General features: G+C 45.3%; 22 protein-coding genes. 18 read left to right on the top strand and 4 right to left on the bottom strand.

Annotated features, from left to right (window positions below; translation table 11 throughout):
- The first annotated feature begins 170 nt into the window (after nt 1-170).
- The 3 genes from L9W92_RS01175 to L9W92_RS01165 all read left to right on the top strand — a co-directional run bounded on the left by L9W92_RS01175 (nt 171) and on the right by L9W92_RS01165 (nt 4,045).
- The gene (locus L9W92_RS01175) at nt 171-2,984 is read left to right on the top strand and encodes a PAS domain S-box protein (RefSeq protein ID WP_240081930.1); all 2,814 of its coding nucleotides are present in this window, start codon (nt 171-173) and stop codon (nt 2,982-2,984) included.
- Nucleotides 2,985-3,045: 61 nt separating this feature from the next.
- The gene (locus L9W92_RS01170) at nt 3,046-3,819 is read left to right on the top strand and encodes a hypothetical protein (protein WP_240081929.1); all 774 of its coding nucleotides are present in this window, start codon (nt 3,046-3,048) and stop codon (nt 3,817-3,819) included.
- 19 nt (nt 3,820-3,838) lie between these two features.
- The gene (locus L9W92_RS01165) at nt 3,839-4,045 is read left to right on the top strand and encodes a hypothetical protein (RefSeq protein WP_240081928.1); all 207 of its coding nucleotides are present in this window, start codon (nt 3,839-3,841) and stop codon (nt 4,043-4,045) included.
- Nucleotides 4,046-4,081: 36 nt separating this feature from the next.
- On the opposite strand, the gene L9W92_RS01160 is transcribed toward L9W92_RS01165, so the two are convergent.
- Entirely contained in the window at nt 4,082-5,023 is a 942-nt protein-coding gene (locus L9W92_RS01160; RefSeq protein WP_240081927.1) for a ketopantoate reductase family protein, read from the bottom strand.
- Nucleotides 5,024-5,100: 77 nt separating this feature from the next.
- Nucleotides 5,101-5,814, bottom strand: coding sequence for a hypothetical protein (locus tag L9W92_RS01155; protein WP_240081926.1), 714 nt, complete (start codon nt 5,812-5,814; stop codon nt 5,101-5,103).
- Nucleotides 5,815-6,025: 211 nt separating this feature from the next.
- Here L9W92_RS01155 and L9W92_RS01150 point away from each other — a divergent pair, with 211 nt between their 5' ends.
- A complete protein-coding gene (locus L9W92_RS01150) occupies nt 6,026-6,553 on the top strand; it encodes an HD-GYP domain-containing protein (RefSeq protein WP_240081925.1) in 528 nt (175 codons plus the stop codon).
- Nucleotides 6,554-6,579: 26 nt separating this feature from the next.
- Here the strand turns inward: L9W92_RS01150 and L9W92_RS01145 are convergent, their stop codons facing one another.
- Entirely contained in the window at nt 6,580-6,849 is a 270-nt protein-coding gene (locus L9W92_RS01145; protein ID WP_248285777.1) for a transcriptional regulator, read from the bottom strand.
- Nucleotides 6,850-7,083: 234 nt separating this feature from the next.
- Between L9W92_RS01145 and L9W92_RS01140 the strand changes: the two genes are divergently transcribed.
- The 10 genes from L9W92_RS01140 to yedF all read left to right on the top strand — a co-directional run bounded on the left by L9W92_RS01140 (nt 7,084) and on the right by yedF (nt 15,277).
- Nucleotides 7,084-7,545, top strand: a complete 462-nt coding sequence (locus L9W92_RS01140; RefSeq protein WP_240081924.1) for a hypothetical protein — start codon at nt 7,084-7,086, stop codon at nt 7,543-7,545.
- Nucleotides 7,546-7,587: 42 nt separating this feature from the next.
- Nucleotides 7,588-8,082 (top strand): hypothetical protein, encoded by a 495-nt coding sequence (locus L9W92_RS01135; protein WP_240081923.1) that lies wholly within the window; start codon nt 7,588-7,590, stop codon nt 8,080-8,082.
- Nucleotides 8,079-8,201: a cyclic lactone autoinducer peptide gene (locus L9W92_RS01130; RefSeq protein ID WP_282442259.1), complete on the top strand. Its 123-nt coding sequence runs from the start codon at nt 8,079-8,081 to the stop codon at nt 8,199-8,201. The genes L9W92_RS01135 and L9W92_RS01130 overlap by 4 nt, the downstream gene beginning before the upstream one ends.
- Before the next feature lie 434 nt (nt 8,202-8,635).
- Nucleotides 8,636-9,955 (top strand): PAS domain S-box protein, encoded by a 1,320-nt coding sequence (locus tag L9W92_RS01125; RefSeq protein WP_240081922.1) that lies wholly within the window; start codon nt 8,636-8,638, stop codon nt 9,953-9,955.
- A 197-nt stretch (nt 9,956-10,152) separates the two neighbouring features.
- A complete protein-coding gene (locus tag L9W92_RS01120) occupies nt 10,153-10,845 on the top strand; it encodes a C40 family peptidase (RefSeq protein WP_240081921.1) in 693 nt (230 codons plus the stop codon).
- Nucleotides 10,846-11,131: 286 nt separating this feature from the next.
- Nucleotides 11,132-12,280, top strand: coding sequence for a double-cubane-cluster-containing anaerobic reductase (locus tag L9W92_RS01115; protein WP_240081920.1), 1,149 nt, complete (start codon nt 11,132-11,134; stop codon nt 12,278-12,280).
- A gap of 1 nt (nt 12,281) precedes the next feature.
- Nucleotides 12,282-13,076, top strand: coding sequence for an acyl-CoA dehydratase activase (locus L9W92_RS01110; protein WP_240082156.1), 795 nt, complete (start codon nt 12,282-12,284; stop codon nt 13,074-13,076).
- Nucleotides 13,077-13,310: 234 nt separating this feature from the next.
- Nucleotides 13,311-13,529, top strand: coding sequence for a putative Se/S carrier protein (locus L9W92_RS01105; protein WP_240081919.1), 219 nt, complete (start codon nt 13,311-13,313; stop codon nt 13,527-13,529).
- Nucleotides 13,516-14,676, top strand: a complete 1,161-nt coding sequence (locus L9W92_RS01100; RefSeq protein ID WP_240081918.1) for an aminotransferase class V-fold PLP-dependent enzyme — start codon at nt 13,516-13,518, stop codon at nt 14,674-14,676. The genes L9W92_RS01105 and L9W92_RS01100 overlap by 14 nt, the downstream gene beginning before the upstream one ends.
- Nucleotides 14,677-14,683: 7 nt before the next feature.
- A complete protein-coding gene (gene yedF, locus L9W92_RS01095; RefSeq protein ID WP_240081917.1) occupies nt 14,684-15,277 on the top strand; it encodes a sulfurtransferase-like selenium metabolism protein YedF in 594 nt (197 codons plus the stop codon).
- A gap of 240 nt (nt 15,278-15,517) precedes the next feature.
- On the opposite strand, the gene L9W92_RS01090 is transcribed toward yedF, so the two are convergent.
- Nucleotides 15,518-16,618 (bottom strand): RNA-guided endonuclease InsQ/TnpB family protein, encoded by a 1,101-nt coding sequence (locus L9W92_RS01090; RefSeq protein ID WP_240081916.1) that lies wholly within the window; start codon nt 16,616-16,618, stop codon nt 15,518-15,520.
- Nucleotides 16,619-16,756: 138 nt separating this feature from the next.
- Between L9W92_RS01090 and L9W92_RS01085 the strand changes: the two genes are divergently transcribed.
- From L9W92_RS01085 to L9W92_RS01070, 4 genes are all read left to right on the top strand, one after another.
- A complete protein-coding gene (locus L9W92_RS01085) occupies nt 16,757-17,740 on the top strand; it encodes an SDR family oxidoreductase (RefSeq protein ID WP_240081915.1) in 984 nt (327 codons plus the stop codon).
- Between the two features lie 137 nt (nt 17,741-17,877).
- Nucleotides 17,878-20,286, top strand: coding sequence for an O-antigen ligase family protein (locus tag L9W92_RS01080; protein WP_240081914.1), 2,409 nt, complete (start codon nt 17,878-17,880; stop codon nt 20,284-20,286).
- Nucleotides 20,287-20,319: 33 nt separating this feature from the next.
- Nucleotides 20,320-20,520: a hypothetical protein gene (locus L9W92_RS01075; RefSeq protein ID WP_240081913.1), complete on the top strand. Its 201-nt coding sequence runs from the start codon at nt 20,320-20,322 to the stop codon at nt 20,518-20,520.
- A 59-nt stretch (nt 20,521-20,579) separates the two neighbouring features.
- On the top strand, nt 20,580-21,971 hold the full coding sequence (locus tag L9W92_RS01070) for a class I SAM-dependent methyltransferase (RefSeq protein WP_240081912.1): 1,392 nt from the start codon (nt 20,580-20,582) through the stop codon (nt 21,969-21,971).
- Nucleotides 21,972-22,017: the final 46 nt, after the last annotated feature.

The following is a 22,017-nucleotide window of genomic DNA, read 5'->3' as shown; positions in this document are numbered from 1 at the left end:
ATCCTAATCATCAGTTGAGGCTAAGAGCTTCCGGGAATTATCACAGGAACTAACGCCAAAAAATTTTTTCATTATCATGACATTATCTCTCAAGGAGATTTATCAGTTAGTGTCGAAAGAATTAGCTTATGGCAAGGTTAATATTGGAAATGCCAAGAGGAGTGTTTTTTATGATTAAAGATTCAACAGCAGGGGTGATTGCTGGTTCATATTTTACCGCGCTGACTAAATTATTAAGTTCTAATCAAAACATAGCTGTGAACATAATTAATTCAATTCCCGCCGGAATAACTATCACTACAGATCTCACATGCAAAGAAATAAGACACAACCGAAAAGCGGTTGAATTCCTTAGAATCCGGCCTTGGGACAGCTTTTCTCATACCGTTTGCGAAGAGCGGTCTGTGAAATTAATTCATAATGGGAAAGAAATTACTCCCGCAGAGCTGCCGATTCAGCGGGCTTGTTGGAATGGTGAGGTGGTAAAAGACTTTGAGCTTGAATTTATCTGGGACGACGGAGTTCGTAAAATCTCTGTATGGAATTCCAGTCTTTTATATGATGAAAGAGGTTCTATTATAGGAGCCGTCGCTACCTTTGAGGACATCACCAAATACAAACTGGCCGAGGAAAAAAACCATCTTCAAAAAGCGGTGCTGGATGGGATCAACCGGATTTTTCATGAGGCGCTTGCTTGTGAAACCAGGGAGGAACTGGGAAAGACCTGCCTGCAAGTAGCTCAGGAACTGACTCAGAGCATGTTTGGTTTTATCGGTGAGGTAGACTCCGCCGGTGATTTAGACAATATTGCCATCAGCGACCCCGGGTGGGCCGCTTGCTGGATGCCCAGCGGCAGTGGCCGCGGGCAACTGCCTAAAGACTTGGAAATACACGGCGTCTACGGGCGGGTACTCCGTGAAGGTAAATCCATATTTACTAATGAACCTGCCGCGCATCCGGACAGTGTCGGCCTGCCGGAAGGTCATCCTCTCCTGCATTCTTTTATTGGGGCGCCCCTGATTCACAGCGGCGGGATAATCGGAATGATCGGATTAGGTAACAGGGAAGGCGGCTATAGTCTTCAGGAAGTGGAAATCTTAGAGGCCTTAAGTGAGGCCATAGTTCAAGTTTTGCTGAAAAAACGGGCGGAGGATGCTCGCCTGGAAGCTGGCCGTTTAGCAGAGAAGCGTGCTAACGAGCTTGACGCCGTAATCATGTCCATGCCCGATGGTCTCACTATCTACGATAAATTTGGAAACCGAATCTTCGCAAATGATTTTTCAAGAAATCTTTGCGCAGATCGGGTGAGGGCATCTGAGACATTAACTGCCGAAGGAAAGGTGCTTGCTTTTGAAGAATTACCGGTGCAGCGTGCCTTGAAAGGAGAGGTCGTAAGAGATTATGAACTGGTTTTTAACAGCGAAGCAGGCGAGTGTACGTATGTATCGATCAACTGCACACCTATACGCGGCAGTAACGGTGAAATAACCGGAGCAGTAGCCACGCATAGGAATATCACCGAACGAAAACAGGCAGAGGAAATGCTGAAGCTGCATCAGCAGCAGCTTGAGAAACTTGTGCGGGAACGTACGCGAGAACTGAAGGAAGCTAACCTGCAGATAACTTATATTCTTGAAAGCATAAAAGACCCTTTTTTTACTTTGGACAACCAATGGAGATTTATTTATGTGAATCATCAGGCGCAAGAACAGTTTTCTTATTTTGGAAACCTGATCGGGCAAAACATCTGGTGCAAGTTCCCCAAAATGGTGGGCTCCATTTTCTGGAATAAGTATCATGAGGTGATGAACAATAATAGACCCCTTGTTTTTGAAGTGAAAACTTCAGATACAGGGTTATGGTCGAAGGTTAGCGTCTACCCGTTTGGAGAAGGAATTTCTGTACTTTTCCAGGATATAACTGAACGTAAGTTGGCAGAAAAAAATCTCCGTCTGTCCGAGGAACGATTCTGCAAGATATTCCAAAACAGCCCTGATTCGATCGCCATTATGCGCATGAGGGATAACCGTTATATAGATGTAAACCAGAAGTTCCTGGAGCTTACCGGGTACACCCGTGCAGAGGTTTTAGGCGGCACGCCTGTAAAACTGCGTCTATGGGTCGAGAATAAGCATCACACGGAATCCCTTTTAAAAGAATTAAGTGAAAAAGGAGAAATTCATAACGTTGAATATAAAATCAGGACAAAATCCGGTAATATAGTCACCGTCTTATTATCAGCTGTAATAATGGACCTTAGCGGTGAAGCATGCCGGATAACCTTGATGAGAGATATGACCAAAGAAAAGAAAATGGAAGTCGAAATGGCCCGTCTGGACCGGCTGCACCTCGTTGGAGAAATGGCTGCCGGCATTGGTCACGAAATTAGAAATCCGATGACAACCGTGAAAGGGTTTCTCCAATTGCTGTCCAAAAAAAAGGAATTGGTAAAACATATTAGACATTTTAATCTTATGATAGAAGAGCTGGACAGGGTGAACTCAATAATTACTCAATTTCTATCGTTGGCCAAAAATAAGGTTGTGGATATGAAAAAGGAGAATATAAAGACAATAATCGAAACAATTTTCCCATTGATTCAAGCCGACGCCATAAAGCAGGATAAAAATATTGAAACAGCTTTAGATGACGTGCCTGAAATAATACTGGATGAAAAAGAGTTTCGCCAGTTGCTCCTTAACCTTATTCGTAACGGACTGGAGGCAATGTCCCCTGGCGGGAAAATAACAATCAAAACATTTATCGAAAATGGAGAAATAGTTTTAGCCGTTCAGGATGAGGGAAAAGGCATTTCACAGGAAATACTTGATAAAATCGGCACCCCGTTCCTGACCACGAAAGATAATGGCACCGGTCTGGGGCTTGCAACGTGCTACAGCATAGCAAACCGGCACAACGCTATAATTGATATAGATACAAGTCCCAGCGGCACAACCTTCTTTGTCAGGTTTAAAGCCAGTTAGAAACTGCCTGAAGGGAATATGCCTCTTATGTTGAATTAGATAATATGGGAGGGTATATAAAGTGAATGATTTAAAAGAAAATATGCTTGATGAATTTAAATACCGTGAAAGAGTTACAGCTTTCATTGATATATTAGGGTTCCGGAAAAAAGTTAACGAGAGCTCTCATGATCATGAAAAAACGCTTCGAATTTGTTCAGCGTTAAAATTTTTAACATATGATTATAAGAAATATAATGACTTTTGTAATAGTACTGATGAGTTTGTTAAAAGTGGCAGGAGAGTAACGGCTTTTTCGGATAGTATTGTCATATCATATCCCAAGAAAGAGGAAACGATGGTTTTTCTTTTGTTGGATGTCATGTTGTTGCAGGCTCATTTGGCGTTTCTTGGTTTCATGCTTCGTGGAGGAATTGTCTGCGGAAAGCTGTTCCATAGTGGCAATATAGTTTTCGGCCCGGCTTTAGTTAAAGCTTATGAGTTGGAATCAAAGGCTGCAATTTACCCGCGTATTATAATTGAAAGAAAGTATTTAGAAGAATATGATTTTAATATGCAATATTTACACCCTAAATTATGTGAAGTACATCCGAATCTTAAAAAACGAAAACATCTTGCCCATTTAGTGAAAAAAGATAACGATGGTTTATACTATGTGGATTTTCTTTTGGTTTGCAGAAGCGAAATTATAGAAAAACTATTAATTCTATGTGATGAAATGCTTAATAGCACTGAAGAACCAAATGAAATTGGTAAAGTAAACTGGTTAATAAATTATATTCGAAGTTATGAGGAACTTCCTTCAGCGCTCACGTCTACAACGCCAAGCGCGTAAAGCTGAAGGGAAAAAGGTTGTGCTAAATAAACAGGACTATGGTCCTATTTACAACAATATCAACGTGAAAATAATTTTCATCTTTAAAAAAGCTGTCGAGGATACAGTATATGATGTTTTTCTGTCAGGCGGAAACGCGTTGCTTGTTCTTCCGATAAGCAGAGAACGCCTGTTAGATGAATTCTCAAAAACAGATACCAGGTCGCTTTCTCCCGCAATGGCGTAGGGTGGATACTTTATGGCTTTCGGCGCGGCCGGCAAGTCATAAGTTCATTTTTTCTTTTGCCTTTACAAGCGAAACGATGAAATCATTTACCGGTGTGCTTACTCCGTGTTTCTTCCCCATTTCCACGACGGCGCCGTTTAACGCGTCTATTTCCGTCCTCCTGCCTCTCTGGATGTCCTGCAGCATCGACGGGTGGTGTGAGGCGGTGGCGGGTAATAATTTTTCATAAAAATCCTTCAGATAAGCCTCCGGATTAGGCCACAGGACCTCCTGACCTATTTTCTCCAGCAGGGCGAAAATCTCCCTGATAACGCTTTCCATTAACTTCCTGGAGTGCTCCACTTCGCCCAACCTTCCGTAATTTACTTCAAGAATGGCTCCCATGGAATTCAAGGCCGAGTTATAAATTATTTTACCCCATATATACTTCATCACCTGTTCCGAAAACCTGGTGGGGATTCCCGCTTCTCTGAAGACACCGGCAAGCGTCTCCATCTTATATTGATCAATTAAGTTTTTCGGTGATCCCAGAATAACGTCGTCGGCTATGACCGTCACCTTTGAAGCTCCGGGGCCGGTTGTTTCCGCGCCGAAAATTACCCGTCCAAGGATCAACCGGTGCTCGAGGATATGTTTGGCCGCCGCTTCGAAGTTTCCGTAACCGTTTTGGGCAAGAACGACATATGTGTCAGGTGACAGGATCCCGGCAATTTCCGCGGCCGCCTTTTCCGTGTCGTATGATTTAACTGTGACTAGAACGAGGTCGAAGTCACAGACGCTGATTTTATCCACACCGGTTACTATTTCGTCCAGCATGGCGTGATGTTCGCCCCAGATGCCGGTGACCCGAACGCCCTTCTCCCGAACCGCTTCCTGGACGGGCTTTCTCGCCAGACCGGTGACCCGGTGTCCTTTTTGCTTCAGTAAACACGCGTAGACAGTGCCAAGAGCGCCGAGTCCGAAGATTAGGATATTCATTCTTGCTCTCCTCGTAAGTTGATAATGTGAGACTTCTCCAAAATATGCTAAAATCCTTTTTGAACAATATGTAAAACCTACTCCCCGGCAAGAATTTCAGTTAATAAAACGACGCATGACAATTCTTGAGAATCTTCATAGCTAATGCGGCAAGTCCTCTTTACCAGGCCCATTCCTTCAACGTACCAATCCTCCCCTTTGCTGAAGAATGGCGCCGGACCCCACTCGGAATACAAAGATTGCCGTGCTGCGGTAGACTCTTTCTCCCATATAACTTTCGCCGCTTGAACGTCCTGCCCCAGGATGTTTATTTTTTCCAACCCCATGTACCGGCAAGCGCATTTATACTCTGTAATGTTGTTATAGCTGTCTATGGTTTTATATTGGCTAACCCAAATACCGCCGGGTGATTGCCTCTGAAAAACAAAATTGGTTCCTGCTATAGTTTTTTCAATACTGCCTTCACCGTTCGCCAATGCGAAACCGCTTTCAGACCCTATGATAGTATCTTCATTAACTTGATATATCGCATAGTCTTGAGAGCCGTCTTTGTTGTTATGAGTCTGCCGGTATATTCCGGGTGCCTGTTCTTGCCAATCGGTAACAAAATCATAGTAATGGCTGCTGTTTAAAAATGACGTGTAGCTATATCTGCCGCCTATGTGAGGAATGATGTGGTCTATGGTGAATTCGCCGGCGTCGTTTGTCTCCGCGTTATTGAGGGAAGCGATGAAAAGCAAATGAATTATGATGAAGCATGAAAATATACAAAATGATAAACGAAATCTCAAAAGAGATACCCCCCCCCCCCCCCCGATTTGTTTCCAAAATTAACCATATATAGATTATACCACCATGGTAAAGCAGCATACAGCGTCTCTAAAGAATATATTTCTCGACACAATGCGATAACTATTACCAATATTCTAATTTTTTCCCATTGTTAGAAGGTAATGCTTAATATATGGCGTATATTTATATAACAGGGAGATGATTGATTTTATGGGTATGATTGATGCCGCCAGGAAAACTCTTTCAATTTATCCGCTCGTTGAGAGTCATTGCAGGAGAGTTGCCAATCTGACATTCGCAGTTTCTTCGCTTCTGCGTGTGCCCAATCATAAAAAAATAACCTTGGCGGCTTACCTGCATGATTTAGGGAAAACAGCGTGGCCGACTGAATTATTTACCAAATACCCGATAGATTCTTCTGATTGGGCTTTGATCACGGCTCATCCCATTGTGTCTGTAAATATACTTGATGAGATATGGCCAAAATCACCTGAATACATTAAAGCCCTTGTGCGTGGCCATCATGAGAGACCCGGCGGCGGCGGTTATCCCGACGGCCTTATGGAACCGACTTTAGAGATGCTGATAATCGGCGCTTGTGATGTCTACGATGCCATAATCAATAGGCGGGAATTCATTCCCGGCAAAGCGTTGTCCCCCGAGTTCGCCTTGTCACAGGTGGAGCAGTTTGCGCCGGCGCCGATAGTGGACGCGTTAAAAAAAGTGGTGCAAAAATAATAGCTGATAATAAAAGAAGAATGCCTTTAGACGGCATTCTTCAAGCTGAGAAAATCATAACCCAACTTTGTCAGGCTGCATATTTTGCTTTTTCCTTCGGTGCTTACGTCCACTATGCCAAGTGCGTAAAGCTGCATGACGACGTGGTCCAGCACGGCTCTTTTTACTTTAGCGGTCAGCGATAAATCCTCTTTGTTCATGGGACCTATGTCTTCCAAGGATTTTATCACTCTTTCCGCTTCCTCAGGCAAACGGCTCTGGACCCCGTGAAAGTATTCCACCAGTGATAAGTACATAATTTAAACTCCTTTCCCAAATAGTCATTAATAGTATTGTCATTTACTCAACCAATTAAACATTTCTTAATATTAGACTTTAAAAATATTGAAGTAATTGAAAAAATAGCGCCTAATAAATATTGTCGAAATTGGTTGGAATATTGTAGAAATTTTATCTAGTTTATGGCAGGATATTAATAGCATTTGTAGAAGTATCAATGAAAATTCACATTAATGAAAGCAGATAGGCAGATGGAAAAAATATTGTTGTTTTTTATGCAGGGTATTCCTGAGGTAATGGGTATTGTAGCTTTTGGTTTGGCTTTGGCCAGGGTGCCGCTTCGCTGGGGGATCATCGCGGTGGCCGGCACGTCACTGACCATAATAATTTATGCAATTAGATCCGTACAAATAACTTTTGGCATTCATACAGTTGCAGCTATAGTGCTATTGGCTGTATTTATCATTAAAACCACCCGGACTATACCAAAGTATAGTTTTGTTGCTGCTCTTGCGAGTCTTACTACCTTAATAGCGTTGGAATTGATTATAGAAAAATTGTTTCTTTTCATCACAAAACTTGATCAACAGGTTTTCGTGTCAAATTACTTGTTGTGGAAATTGGTCGGTTTGCCGCAGGCCATTTTAATGATTTTATTTGCCGTGATAATTTCAAAGTATACAGCACCCGACAGTGACGCGTGGAGAATATGAGTTGACTTCTCTAAAATTATAAAATTTAAAGTGGGTTGAAAGATGGAAAAGATATTATTGTTTTTTATGCAAGGCATCCCTGAGATAATGGGTGTTGTGGCTTTTGGTCTGGCTTTGGCCAGGGTGCCGCTTCGCTGGGGGATCATAACGGTAGCCGGTACGGCACTGACCATAATAATTTTTATAATAAGATCGCTGCCTCTAAGTTCTTTTGGTCTTCATACAGTTGCTGCTACATTGCTTTTAGCTCTTTTTATTATGAAAACCACCAGGACTACACAAGTAAATAGTTTTGTTGCCGCTTTTGCGAGTTTTACTACCTTGGTGATGTTGGAATTAGTGATAAATAAATCATTCTTTTTCATCACAAAACTAGATCAACAGGTTTTCGTGTCAAATTATTTATTATGGAGATTGGTCAGTCTGCCGCAGGCGATTCTGATGATTCTATTCGCCGTAATAATTTCAAAATTTAAAAAACCTGATAAAGACGCGTGGAAAATTAGACTAGGCATGGGAGGAGGTGAAATGTTATGAAACACAAATTATTTGCTTTTGCGGTCACAATGCTGCTGCTGCTCGCGAGTATAACATCAGCTTCCGCTTGTGGTGGAGGGGCTTACCAACCGGAAGTGCCTGAGTCGCTAAGAAGATAGCCGATTAGTGTAAGGAGGTGGTTTCCCCCCACCTCCTTACACATCCTAATGCGTATAAGCAAGAGGTGATAATTGATATGGCTAGTGAAATAGAAGAAAGACAAAAAGAATCAATTAATCATTTGTCAATCATGCATATTTTTTGCATCATTGTCGCATTGTTAGGCGTATTATTATATGGTAATAATATCAACCCCTATAATACGGGCAGTATTTGCTTTTATATGTCATTAAATTTTATATGGCTAATCATTCTGCTATATAAATTGGAAAAACATTTAGTACAAAAGAACGGGAAATATTTATCATTGTTTAATGCTATATATATAAGTTTTCCGCTGTTTATAGCGATAACAACTTTGTTCATCGAAAATGAAAATATTTTTTACCTGAAAGTAATTTTTATCCTTCCGGTCTTATTCGCCGCCTCAGTTATGGGCAAGCGGGCCGGCATGGTGATGTCCACTGTTTGTTCATTTTTTATAGTCGCTTATGAAATCATCGCCAAAGGCGACCCTTTTTTTCAAGCCTTTGAATCCAGTTTAATCATGATCAGTATCATGTACATAGTCGGCTGGTTTGTCGGCGTGCTGATAGATAATGATGTACAGTACCAGGAGCAGTTAAAAGAAAACATATTGTCTCTCAATGAGGAGATTGAGCACAGAAAACAAGTGGAGCAGCAATACCGGAAGTTGTCCAGTGTCGTTGAGCAAAGCCCAAACATTATTATAATTTGCGATACCGAGGGTAAAATCGAATATGTTAATCCGAGATTTACTCAAGTAACGGGCTATTCGTACGATAATGCCATCGGAAAAGAGTTAAAGCCCGGCGGGTATGATCCGGGCAAATTCAAACAATTATGGGAGTTGGTGAAAACAGGCGAAGTGTGGCAGGGTGAGTTCTGCAACAAAAAGAAAAACGGTGAAGAATATTGGGAATCCGCCACTATTTCGCCTTTTCGGAACCCCGAGGGCGTCATCACTCACTTTTTAAAAATCGCGGAAGACATCACCGAGCGCAAAAAAGTTGAAAAGGAAATGGAGCGGCTGGAGCGGTTGCACCTGGTCGGCGAAATGGCCGCCGGTATCGGCCATGAAGTAAGAAACCCAATGACCACAGTGCGTGGTTTTCTGCAAATGCTTCGCAGGAAAGATGAATTTGTTAACCATATGAAATACTTGAATCTGATGGTTGAAGAACTGGATAGAGCAAATTCGATAATAACGGAGTACCTTTCTCTGGCCAGAAACAGGGTGGTAAACTTCAAAATGCAAAATCTGAATTCAATATTGGAAGCCTTATTGCCTTTAATCACGGCAGACGCGATGAACTCCGATAAAAATATTATAATGAAGCTTGGAGAAATATCGGATCTATTCCTTGACGAGAGGGAAATGCGCCAGCTTATTTTAAACCTTGCCCGCAACGGATTTGAATCAATGTCTTCCGGCGGGATTTTAACTGTCGGGACATTTATGGACGGCGACGAGGTGGTTTTATCGGTACAAGATCAAGGCCAGGGCATTGAAGCCGCTGTGCTTGATCGAATCGGCGATCCCTTCTTTACCACCAAAGAAAATGGGACAGGCCTGGGACTGTCTGTGTGCTACAGCATCGCGGCCCGGCACAACGCAACCATCAAGATAAAAACCGGCTCCGCGGGATCAATTTTTTTAGTAAGATTTAAGCCGGGCCGCGATAAAGAAGAGGTGCTTTCGGGCACAGCGGCGAAAACCGTGTTAATGTGATATTTGTCTAAATTCTTAATATGGTTCTATATTTAAGAGCCGTAATTCCTTTCCATAACAGGAAATTACGGCTTTTTTTATATTCTATAAATTTTCTTAAAATTTGAAAGGATTTTCGGGTTTGGTGTCGAATTATTCCATGGTAAAAGTTTGGTAAAAGTTGCGTGAGGGGAAAAAATTATCAACGAGGTGATGCAGTGATTAAAAGAAAATTTTCAATTTCCTTAATTGTCTGTTTGCTTGTCACATTTCTTACGGCCACAGCGGTGTACGCGGAACAAACGCTTTTGAAGCAGGGCGCGTCCGGAGACGATGTGTTAAGAGTTCAAACAAAATTACAATCCTACGGTTATTACACCAGCGCGCTGGATGGGGATTTCGGCCCCGCTACATATAACGCGGTTGTAAGATTTCAGGCGGACTGCGGGCTGGCGGTTGACGGCATCGTTGGGCCGGCAACAATGCGGGCTTTGGAGCGGTTCAACCCCGCTAATGTTACTGCAAGCCGCGGATCGTCCGGAGACAGGAAAGGACAGAGCGTAGTATCTTTTGCGGAGGGATTTTTAGGCACGCCATATGTCTGGGCGGGCAGCTCGCCAAGAGGTTTCGACTGCTCGGGATTTACCAGTTACGTATATGGCCAGTTTGGAGTTAGCTTGCCCCACGCGGCTGATATGCAGTTTAACGAAGGCTATCAGGTGAGCCAGTTGAAAGCGGGAGATTTGGTGTTTTTCAGCACGTATGAGAGAGGCCCGTCGCACGTGGGGATTTATATAGGGGACAACCGGTTCATTCATGCCAGTTCCAGCGGCGGCAATGTTTGTATAAGCTCATTGTCCAGCTCTTATTACAGCGCGAGGTATTTAGGCGCGCGTCGTGTAATGAGCTAACTAACAAGTAAACTGCGGTATAAACCCGCTTCCTTAAAAGGAGGCGGGTTTTTTAATGATGGGGTCAGCCCTTGACATTGGACAACTTTCAGGTTAGCCAGCTAACCTGAAAGTTGTCCAATGTCAAGGGCTGACCCCTTAAAATAAGTTTATTTTATAAAATGCTAATATTTTATAAAATTTATGAATTTATTTTATAAGGTAGTTGTATGGTAAGATAGCTGTAGTAACTGCAGTATTAATTAATTTCTTCTGTTGGAAGGTGGCTGTATTGCGCCCGGAGTCTATGAAGATTTTCGATGATTTGCGCGGTCAGAACATGGTTGTTCTGGAAAACGCCAAGCAAAGCGGCAGGAAAGTTGTGGGCATGTACTGCGCTTATTGCCCTCAGGAGCTGGTCCTGGCGGCCGGGGCCATACCGGTGAGTCTCTGCGGGACCAGGGATGAGCCGATCGCGGACGCGGAAAAAGTGCTGCCCCGCAACCTGTGTCCCTTGATCAAGTCCAGCTTCGGGTTTGCCATCACCGGCAAGTGCCCTTATTTTTATTTTTCCGATTTCATTGTCGGCGAAACGACTTGCGACGGCAAAAAAAAGATGTTTGAGCTCTTGAAGCAGTACAAGCCCACGCATATTATGCACCTGCCCCAGGGGGCGGACCGGCCGGGCGCCCTGTCCTGGTGGAAGGAGGAATTGTCGCTGCTGAAGGAGCGGCTGGAGGAAGAACTTGGCGTGACGATTAGCGACGACAACCTGCGGGAAGCTGTAAAACTGGCGAACAGTGAACAACGGGCCGTTAAAGAGCTGCACGAGTTGAACAAGCTGGATCCGGCTCCCCTGTCGGGGCTTGATTTGCTGACAGCCACTTTTATGAAGGGGTTTAATGTCAATAAGTTTGAAGGAATCGCGTTGGTCAACCGGTTGATTGACGAAGTGAAAGAAGTGATCGAGCGGGGAGGCTCGCCTTTCCGGGCGGGCACGCCGCGCATTTTGCTGACCGGCTGCCCGGTGGGCATCGGCTCGGAAAAAGTGATCAGACTGCTGGAGGAAGGCGGGGGCAGCGTGGTTTGTTTTGAAAGCTGCAGCGGCTACAAAATCCTGGCCATGCTGACTGATGAAGACGAGCGGCGGGACCCCCTGGAAGCTATCGCCGAAAGGTCGCTGAAAATCCCCTGCTCCTGCATGACGCCGAATGAGGGGCGTCTGGGACTGCTGGGCAGAATGATTCGTGAGTACCGCGTCGACGGTGTCGTTGACCTTACCTGGCAGGCCTGCCACACCTATAATATCGAGGCGGAATTAGTACGCGGCTACGTCAGGGACAATTTTGACATACCATGCCTGCACCTGGAAACCGACTATTCAAATTCCGACTTGCAGCAGTTGAAAACCCGGGTCACGGCTTTTATTGAGCTGCTGGATAAGAGGTGGACGTAAAATTATTACCGTGGGCATTGACGTGGGCTCCATAACCTCCAAAGCGGTCTTGCTGAACGGTTCGGCCTGGCAGAGTGTGCTCCGGCCTACGGGTTACAGCCCGCGGCAGGCCGGCCGGGAGGTTTTTGACGAACTTTTGGACAAGGCCGGATTGGCGCGGGCGGATATTGGCTATATCATCGCCACCGGCTACGGGCGGACAACCCTCGATTTCGCGGATAAAGCCATGACCGAGATTACCTGCCACGCCAAGGGCGCGCACCACCTGGTGCCGGGCGCCGACATGGTGATTGACATCGGCGGTCAGGACAGCAAGGTGATTTTTACGGACAGGCAGGGCAATGTTGCTGACTTTTCCATGAATGACAAGTGCGCCGCCGGAACAGGCCGGTTCTTGCAGGTGATGGCCGCGGCCATGGGCGCCGACGTAAGTGAGCTGGCGGAATTGGCGCGCGGCGAGGAGCCTGTGCAGATCAGCAATATGTGCACTGTCTTTGCCGAGTCGGAGGTAATCAGCCTGCTGGCTGAAGGAGTGGGCAGAGGCAGGATTATTGCCGGCATCCACCGTTCCGTCGCCAAAAGAGTGACCGCCATGGCCGAAAGGATCGGCAAAGGCGAGTTAATCGCCTTCACCGGCGGGGTGTCTAAAAACGAGGGGGTAAGGGAATACCTTGCCCGGGAGCTGGGCAGGGAAATTGTCGTCGCTCCCGAATCCCAGCTTGCCGGGGCGCTCGGAGCCGCCCTATTAGCAAGGGAAAAACTGCTTAACGCGAAGGTATTACATGAAAAGAAATAATTTTGTAATGTCCAGGGAATACCTGGGCAACGGTGTTTCTGATAGAGAAATATTGGAATGAAAAACTCATAAATTTATTTTATTATTTGTCTAGTTGCTATAAAAATAATTGATTTATGTTATAAAGTAGCTATATGGTAAAATGAAAGCGATCGGAGCCGGTGTTGATTAAGTAATAACGCTTTAGTATTATTAATCTAGTTGTATTGAGACGACGGGAAGAAGGAAAGTGCCTTGCCGCAAGCGGTAGTAATTGTTTTCAAGTCAACCCATGACGTGATCAAAGCTAAAAACGAGCTGGCAAAAGCTTGTATCGCGCATGAATTGATTCCCACTCCAAAAGAAATTTCCGCCGAATGCGGAATGTCTCTGAGATTGGAAGAACCATTGTTAAGCAAGGCGCTTGATTTATTTCAAACAGCGGGGGTGCGGTACCGGGATGATTTACTTTGATCATGCCGCCACCAGTTTTCCCAAGCCCAAAGAAGTATTTGAGGCAATGGCGGACTATTTTTTCAACATTGGCGCCAACAACGGCAGGAGCGGCTACCGGATGGCGATAAAGGCCAGCGAGCTGGTCTTCAATATCCGCGAACTGCTGGCGCGGCTTTTTCAGATCAAAGACAGCGCCAGGATCGTTTTTACCAAAAACGTCACCGAAAGCCTTAACATTGCCATAAACGGTTTCTTGGTAAAAGGGGACCAGGTTGTCACAACCTCGATGGAGCATAACAGCGTGATGCGGCCGCTCCGTTACCTGGAACAGCGCGGCCAAATAAAAATATTCACCGTCCAGGCAAACAGGGAAGGCCTGGTGGACCCGGAAGCTTTCGCGGATATCCTCAAAAAAGAAAAGATCAAACTGGTGGTGGTAAACCACGCCTCCAACGTGACCGGTTCGATAGTCCCTCTTGATGTGATCGCTGAAATTGCTCACAGGCACGGGAGCCGCCTGCTGGCGGACGCGGCGCAGACGGCGGGCGCCTATCCGGTTGACGCGGCGTCCGGCGATATCGACATGCTGGCCTTTACCGGCCACAAGTCCCTCCTGGGCCCGCAGGGCACCGGCGGCTTGTACGTGCGGGAAGGGATCGAACTGCTGCCCTTGATCAGAGGCGGCACCGGCAGCAATTCCGAAAAAGAGATCCAGCCCGATTTTCTGCCCGACCAGTTTGAGTCCGGCACCCTGAACATCATCGGTCTCGCCGGCCTGGGCGCCGGGGTGAAATATGTTTTGGAAAAAGGCGTGTCGAATATCAGGCGGCAAGAAATGAAGCTGACGGAGATGTTTATCAAAGAAGCGGCAAAAATTGAAGGTGTTGAACTGTTCGGACCCGGCGACATGGACCAAAGAGTGTCGGTTGTCAGTTTCAATATTTCCCGTTGCGCGCCGTCGACGGCCGCGTACCTGCTGGACAAGCATTTTGACATCGCCTGCCGGTCCGGCCTGCATTGCGCGCCCTCGGCGCACAGCACCATTGGCACGCTTCCGCAGGGGACCGTGCGGTTCGCTTTCGGCTGCTTCAATAACGCTGCCGAGGTTGAAAAAGGATTGACAGCCCTGGCTGAAATATCCCGGAAGGAGTATTGTAAGGAGTGAAACTAAAATGAAAATAGTCGACGCGAGAGGCTTGGCCTGCCCGGAACCGGTGCTGCTGACCAAAAAGGCCGTTGACGACGGCGAAAAGGAATTCGTGGTGCTGGTGGACGACGAGATACCGAAAGAAAACATCAGGAAATTTTGTGACGGCAACAACTGCTCCATGGACGAGGCCCCGGACGCCGGCGGCTGGAAGCTGACCGTCCGCCAAAAAGAAGGCTGCGCAGCCTGTGAAGAACTGCTGGAGCCGGTAAAAAGGGAATCAAATTCCAGGATTACTTTTATTATTACCTGCAACAAGATCGGCATTAACGACGAACTGGGCAAAATTTTGATTGAGGGATTCATCAATACCTTGCCCTCCGCCACAAACAAGCCCCGGCTGGTCATCTTTTTGAATGAAGGCGTGCACTTGACGACGGAAGGCTCCCCCGTGCTGCAGTCGCTGGCCAAGCTCGTTGAACTGGGCGTGGAAATAAGGTCCTGCGGCACCTGCCTGGATTATTACGGCCTGAAGGAAAAGCTCAAGGTGGGGATTATCACGAATATGTACGACACCGTTGAGGCGATGACCGGCGGCGATGTGATCGTAAAGATTTAGCGGCAGTCACTCATATTGACATTTTTCTATTTTATTTGTTAACATGATATTAGCTTTATGTTCAAGCCCGTCGATGAAGCGGGCATTTTTCTGTGAACTGTCCACCACTTAACCTAACGGCTAGAAGTGGGGGCTTCCTGAATCATCGACTACAGCCTAACATCTAAGAAGATGCCAGGTCTTACACAATCTCAAGCAGGCGTAACTTCGGGTGGTTCCCACCCTACAAAAAGTTGTAATCTATGCTGCCAGGAGAGATAACCCCATGCGTTCGATTAGTTTAGCCGACACCAGATCCCTTGGTTCCACAAGGCCGCAGACCGGGCACCGGTGTATCCGGATACTCAAGTCTTTAGGCACATGGGCACCGCAAAGGCACTCTTGAGATGTACTGTTAGGGTTCACTTTTACATGTACTTTACCGTGCCGTTCAGCCTTATAGCGGATATAACCGCCGAATTGACCCCAGCCCGCGTCATGGATACTCTTAGCCAGGTGACGGTTCTTGGCCATATTCTTTATCCGTAAGTCCTCCATAACGATGATATCGTAGTTCTTTACGATGGTTAGGCTGGCCTTGTGAAGGAAGTCTTTACGCTGGTTGGCTACTTTTGCGTGAAGTTTGGCAACTTCTTTCTTGGCTTTCCCTCGGTTGTTGGAACCTTTCTTTTTGCGGGAAAGCCGTCGCTGAAGTTTGGCCAGTTTTCTCTCAGCCTTACGATAGTGTTTTGAAGTTTCGATAAATGTGCCGTCGGATAGTACCGCGAAATATTCCAGGCCAACGTCTATACCCACGGACTTACCGTTGGAGTTAACACCACCAACTGCCGGTGGAGCTGATATTTCCGCGGTTAGATTAGCGTACCATTTGCCACCGTGATATTTTACGTTTGCCCTGGACACTTTTTGGGGCTCAAACTCCCGGTGTACAATCATCTTCACAAAACCGATCTTCGAGAGGTAGATATAACCAGACTTGGCGAATGTTTTTCTTACTGTATCCACCTGGGGATAGGTGAATGAGTTATAGTGGTCACGGTTCTTGAATCTCGGGTAGCCTGCCTTCTTCTCAAAGAACCGCTTGTGGGCATAGTCCAAGCGCCGCAGTACGTCCTGCAAGACTTGGCTGTGAACTTCCTTGTATTCAGGATGCTCTTTGACGTAAGCTGGCAAAAGGTTCTGTTGTTTGTTGTAGCTAAGCCCTTGGCCGGTCTCCTTGTATACCCGTTGGCGTTCCGATAATGCCCAGTTATAGAGGTTCCGGCATAATTTAAGGGTTTGGAACATTATCATTTGCTGCTGGTATGTTGGTTTTATCTCAAACCGGTAGACTGTTTGCATAATTATTACCTCTATTGGTATATTTATTATTTATATTTTACCGCAAACATTTGTTCTGGTAAAGAAAAATCGATTCATCACGCCACCTTAGAGGTGGGAGACTTCTCGCTTTGTTGCGTTAAAGGGTGTGAAATCATCTTGAAATCTCTTGTCACCGGAGGCGCAGGATTTATCGGCAGCCATTTAGTGGAGTATCTCTTAGATAAAGGTCACGAAGTGACTGTTATTGATAACTTGTCAACTGGTAGAAAGCAAAACCTGAACCAGATTCAAGGGAATAAAGATAATATGCGCTTTGTGCAAGCCGATGTCGCTTCCGATGACATAACGCGGTATTTTGAAGGAGTGGATTACGTCTTTCATCTGGCCGCGCTGGCCAATGTTGTCCCGTCGATTCAAAATCCCTCGGAATATCACAGAACCAATGTCGACGGGACGGTGCGCGTTTTAGAGTCGGCCAAAACGCAAAATGTAAAAAAATTTATTTACACCGCTTCATCATCCTGCTACGGAATCCCTTCTTTGCTTCCGACACCCGAAACGGCGGAAATTCGTTTGGAACACCCCTATGCGCTGACGAAAAACATCGGAGAGCAATATGTTTTGCACTGGGGGAAAATATACAAGCTACCCGTGGTGTCCCTGAGGTTGTTCAATGTGTACGGACCGCGGTCCGCGTCCACGGGGTCTTACGGCGCTGTTTTCAGCATTTTTCTGGCTCAGAAGCTCCACAACAAGCCGTTTACCGTGGTCGGAGACGGGACGCAAACCAGGGATTTCGTTTACGTCACGGATGCGGTCAGGGCTTATTGCGCGGCGGCTGAATCAGATTGCGCCGGAGAAGTTTTTAACGTGGGCAGCGGAAATGCGTACAGCGTAAACAGACTGGCGGAGCTTTTAGGCGGGGATAAAGTCTATATTCCAAAACGACCGGGCGAACCGGACTGTTCCCTGGCGGACATCTCCAAGATCACCAAATGTTTGAACTGGCGGCCGGAAGTGACTTTTGAGCAGGGGGTTTCCATGCTCCTGGCAAATATTGATTATTGGCAAGAGGCTGCCTTATGGACGAAAAATTCTATCGCTGAAATTACGAAAGACTGGTTTCGTTTTTTGGGATGAAATTTTTTTGAGATGAAAAATGTACCTGGTTAAAAAAATGGTCGCTTTGGAAGGAGTTTTATAAAGCTGTGTAGAATTCTGCTTTCGTATCAGTTTCAAGAGTATCATGAATACTGTATTAGGAGCATTGTAAAATAGTGCCTAAGGTTATTGCAAAGGGAAAAAAGAAATCCGCGGTGGTTAAGAAAACGCCTGAAAGTGATCAATGGGAGATTGTCCGCGCCACAGCCTTCTGGGGATTGGCAATCTTACTGTTCCTGCCCCCTTATTTCAGAGGACTTTTCTTCCAGCCCGAACAAGAGCGGGCCTTAATTTTTGCCGCCGTCATTTTTTGGTTCGCCTGGCTGTGGAAATGGTCGAAGCGTGATAATGAGTTTCTTTCCCACCCGCTGGATTACTTCGTCCTGGCCTTTCCCATAGTGTATTTTATTTCAGCCTTTCAAGCCGCCAACTACGGCCTGGCGGTTGACGAAGTGGTCAAGACCACCCTGTATTTCCTGGTTTACTGGCTGGCCTCCCGGCTGATCAGGGATGAGAAAGATATAACGACTATTCTGCAGGTCATATATATAAGCGCCATCGGCGTGGCGCTGGCCGGCCTGGCCACTACCACCGGGATCATCAACATCAATGATGGCTTCAAGGACGGGCGGATTTATTCTTCTTTCCAGTATCCCAACGCCCTGGCCAGCTACCTGGCGTCGGTTGTGTTTATCGGTTTCTACCTTTGGCGCAGGGCCGGTTCGCCTGAGTCGGGCGGGCCAGCAGCCGGATTGACAAAAAAAGAGGCTGTCGCCTGGATAAATTTGAATAGTTTTTATCAATATCTGTACGTAGCGGGTAATTTTATATTGTTTACGGTGCTTCTGGGTACCAAGTCCAATGGCGGCCTTTTGGTTTTTTCAGCCGTTTTTTTTCTCTTTCTTATTGGCTTGCCTAAAGGCACGAGGATACCTGCGCTAATCCATTTTATTCTTATCAGCGTGCCCGCCTTCCTGGCCATTTGGGGGTTCCTGTCCGCCGTGACTGGTGGCAAAATGGACTTGGCCTGGCTGTGGGTGTTCGTTGGCCTTGCTATAACAGTTGCCGGGCAGGCTCTTTACGGCTTTACCGAGAGAAAAGGATTACTGCAATGGATTGCCGCTCATAGGAATGCCGTCCTGGCCGTAGTGGCGCTTGTCATTGTGGCCGGTTGTATCGGAACCGGCGTTTACGTCAGCGGCCACAGCGACGCCGTTAAATCACTGGCCGAGGAAATCCGTCTGCGCAATGCCACCGAGCGCATGTACTTCTTCCAGGACGCCATGAAAATGTTCAAGGAGCGACCCATCATCGGCTGGGGCGGCGGCGGCTGGCAGGAAGCCTACCGCGTCTACCAGAGTTACCTGTACAACTCCAATCAGGTGCACGGGCATTACTTTCAGATTATGGTGGAAGCCGGTGTTCTTGGACTTTTGGCTATTCTCGGAATCTGGGCCAGTTTTCTTATGATCGCCCACAGGCTTTACCATGGTGCGAAAGAAAATAGCGCCAATCGTTTTTTGATTTGGACAATTACCATAGCGGCTGTCTCCATCGGACTGCACGCGGTGATAGACTTTGACCTCTCCCTTTCCGCTCTTGCCGTGGTCCTATGGACGATGTTCGGCTTTGTCAGAGGCATCGGGATTTATTCCAGCGCCAGGGCGGAAGAGAAGAAGAGCAGGAAGTATGTCCCGCCTAATAATGCTGTTCTGGCTGGCGCGTCGATAGCGTCAATTGTGTTAATCCTCTTCACAGGCGTACTGGCGGCGGCGGGTGATTACGCTAAGCAGGCAGGCCAGTACCTGCAGAAGCAAAATGTTAATCAAGCAATATCTTTGTACCAAAAAGCAATTTCGTATAATCCCTTGAACGCCTCCTACCGCATGAATCTGGCTGCTATTTACCAACAGCAGGGAAAAATTGACGAAAGTATAGCTGAGGCGCAGAAAGCAGTAGAGATAAGCAAGTACAATGCGCAATTATATGTGAACCTGCCTGTGTTCTACTTAAATGGGAACAAGAATAATGAAGAAGCTGTTAATGCTGCTGAAAAAACCCTTTCCCTGGCTCCTTTCCAGATACAGGGATATGAGTCGCTGGCAAGAACTTATTTTATTGTTGGATATAATGAATTAACCGCTGGAAATCCGGAGGCGGCAAAGCAGCACTTTGAAAAAGCGGTTGAAGTGCCGGCCAGGATCCAAAGCCAAATGGAGAGCCTGAATGCTCAGGAAAAAAGACTTTGGAGAGATGCCCCGATGTTATCACCAACTCCGGGAGTTAAATTAAACGTCGGTGCTTCTCAATATTTTCTCGGGATGTGGACAGAGGCCGAAGTCAATTTGCAGGAGTCATTACAGGATGAGAAAACCAAGGGGGAGGCGGCGCTTTGGCTGAGTTTATTAAAAGATAAACAGGGCAAGGTGCAGGAGGCAGACAATCTTTTGCAGCAGGCTAAACAATCTGCGCCTCAGATGGCTCAAAGTTATGAAGGATTAAGGAATTTGCAGATTTTGAAATAGGATAACTAATTTGATTTAGAAAGGATGCTCATTTTGTTTACAAGAAAACAAAAATTTTTTGTAGGATGTTCTTTTCTATTAATTGCATTGCCGCAATATGCTTTTGCGTATGTTGATCCTGGCACTGGAAGCTATATTTTGCAGATATTGCTTGCAGGTATTATTGGAATACCTTTTATTATTAAATCAAAATGGAATAAAATTATATCATTTTTCAAAAATAAAAAGTCGTAAATTTCTTTTTATCCTAAATCCCAATTTCTAAAAGCGATAAATATTTAGAGGTGGATGGTTTGCCGGCACAAATTAAACAAAGTGATAAAATACCGTCTTCATTCAGAGATCCAAGTGGGTTTCTTTTTCATTACGATGGAGTTATTTATCGTCAAATTAATAGGATTTATAAAGATAATTATGACCATTTGATGTCATCAGGACTATATAGTGCACTTACTGCGAGTGAGTTGATTGTACCTCATATTGAAGTGGATTTTAAAATCCAAGATCTAAATGGTACTTATAAAATCATCAAACCAGAGATAATTCCATTTATTTCTTATCCCTATGAGTGGTGTTTCAGCCAATTGAAGCAAGCGGCTTTGGTTAATTTGCAAATTCAAAAAATCGCTCTGGATTATGGGATGTCATTAAAGGACAGCAGCGCTTATAATATTCAATTCAGAAAAGGGAAGCCGGTATTAATTGATACACTCTCGTTTGAAAAGTATCGTGAAGGAGAACCTTGGGTAGCTTATAGACAGTTTTGCCAGCACTTTTTAGGGCCGCTCGCATTAATGAGCTATACCGATGTCCGGTTGAACCAATTACTAAGAATATATATAGATGGAATTCCTGTTGATTTAACTAGTATCTTGCTTCCTTTTAAAACCTGGTTAAATTTTTCCTTGTTGTCAAACATCCATCTTCATGCCGCAACCCAGAAAAAATATGAAGATAAACCCGTCAGGGCTGCAAACAAAAAAATGAGCCGGATTGGGTTGCAAGCCATAATTGACAACTTGGAATCTACTGTAAAGAAATTGCAGTGGAAACCGCAAGGTACTGAATGGGGAGAATATTACAGCGATACCAACTATACTGAAGAAGCCGGTAATCATAAAAAACAATTCATAATCGAATGTCTGGAATTAATTAACCCAAAGAATGTTTGGGATATGGGGGCCAATACCGGCCTGTATAGCAGGCTTGCCAGCGATAGAGGCATACCTACTATATCATTTGATATAGATCCGGCTGCCATTGAAAAGAATTACCTTACATGTGTGAAAAACAAAGAACAAAATATGCTTCCTCTTCTACTGGACTTAACGAATCCAAGCCCTAGCATCGGGTGGGGAAATACAGAAAGAATGTCCATGTTACAGCGCGGGCCGGCCGATATGATTTTTGCTCTCGCACTAATTCACCACTTGGCTATTTCTAATAACGTTCCGTTAAATAAAATTGTCGAGCTTTTTAGTAAACTATGCAATTTTCTTATTATTGAGTTTGTTCCCAAAAGCGATTCTCAAGTGCAAAGACTGTTAGCGACGAGAGAAGATATTTTTACGGATTATACGCAGCAATTTTTCGAAGATGAATTTAAGGAATATTTTACGATAAACCGGTTTGCCAAAATTAAGGACTCTGAGAGAGTACTATATTTATTTCAGAGGAAAGTATAGCAAGGGATGAAAAATATCATATAAACAAAATTAGCTGGAAAGGAAA

The organism is Pelotomaculum terephthalicicum JT, assembly GCF_022410535.1.
Lineage (GTDB): Bacteria > Bacillota > Desulfotomaculia > Desulfotomaculales > Pelotomaculaceae > Pelotomaculum_D > Pelotomaculum_D terephthalicicum.
Note: the sequence above shows the minus strand (reverse complement) of the source record. Positions and strands in the feature narration are given on the sequence as shown.

What these genes read in the sequence shown, in the direction of transcription:
- L9W92_RS01175 (WP_240081930.1), top strand. Translation starts at nt 171, where the DNA reads ATGATTAAAGATTCAACAGCAGGGGTGATTGCTGGTTCATATTTTACC.
- L9W92_RS01160 (WP_240081927.1), bottom strand. Translation starts at nt 5,023, where the DNA reads ATGAATATCCTAATCTTCGGACTCGGCGCTCTTGGCACTGTCTACGCG.
- L9W92_RS01150 (WP_240081925.1), top strand. Translation starts at nt 6,026, where the DNA reads ATGGGTATGATTGATGCCGCCAGGAAAACTCTTTCAATTTATCCGCTC.
- L9W92_RS01145 (WP_248285777.1), bottom strand. Translation starts at nt 6,849, where the DNA reads ATGTACTTATCACTGGTGGAATACTTTCACGGGGTCCAGAGCCGTTTG.
- L9W92_RS01140 (WP_240081924.1), top strand. Translation starts at nt 7,084, where the DNA reads ATGGAAAAAATATTGTTGTTTTTTATGCAGGGTATTCCTGAGGTAATG.
- L9W92_RS01135 (WP_240081923.1), top strand. Translation starts at nt 7,588, where the DNA reads ATGGAAAAGATATTATTGTTTTTTATGCAAGGCATCCCTGAGATAATG.
- L9W92_RS01130 (WP_282442259.1), top strand. Translation starts at nt 8,079, where the DNA reads ATGAAACACAAATTATTTGCTTTTGCGGTCACAATGCTGCTGCTGCTC.
- L9W92_RS01125 (WP_240081922.1), top strand. Translation starts at nt 8,636, where the DNA reads ATGGGCAAGCGGGCCGGCATGGTGATGTCCACTGTTTGTTCATTTTTT.
- L9W92_RS01115 (WP_240081920.1), top strand. Translation starts at nt 11,132, where the DNA reads ATGAAGATTTTCGATGATTTGCGCGGTCAGAACATGGTTGTTCTGGAA.
- L9W92_RS01100 (WP_240081918.1), top strand. Translation starts at nt 13,516, where the DNA reads ATGATTTACTTTGATCATGCCGCCACCAGTTTTCCCAAGCCCAAAGAA.
- yedF (WP_240081917.1), top strand. Translation starts at nt 14,684, where the DNA reads ATGAAAATAGTCGACGCGAGAGGCTTGGCCTGCCCGGAACCGGTGCTG.
- L9W92_RS01090 (WP_240081916.1), bottom strand. Translation starts at nt 16,618, where the DNA reads ATGCAAACAGTCTACCGGTTTGAGATAAAACCAACATACCAGCAGCAA.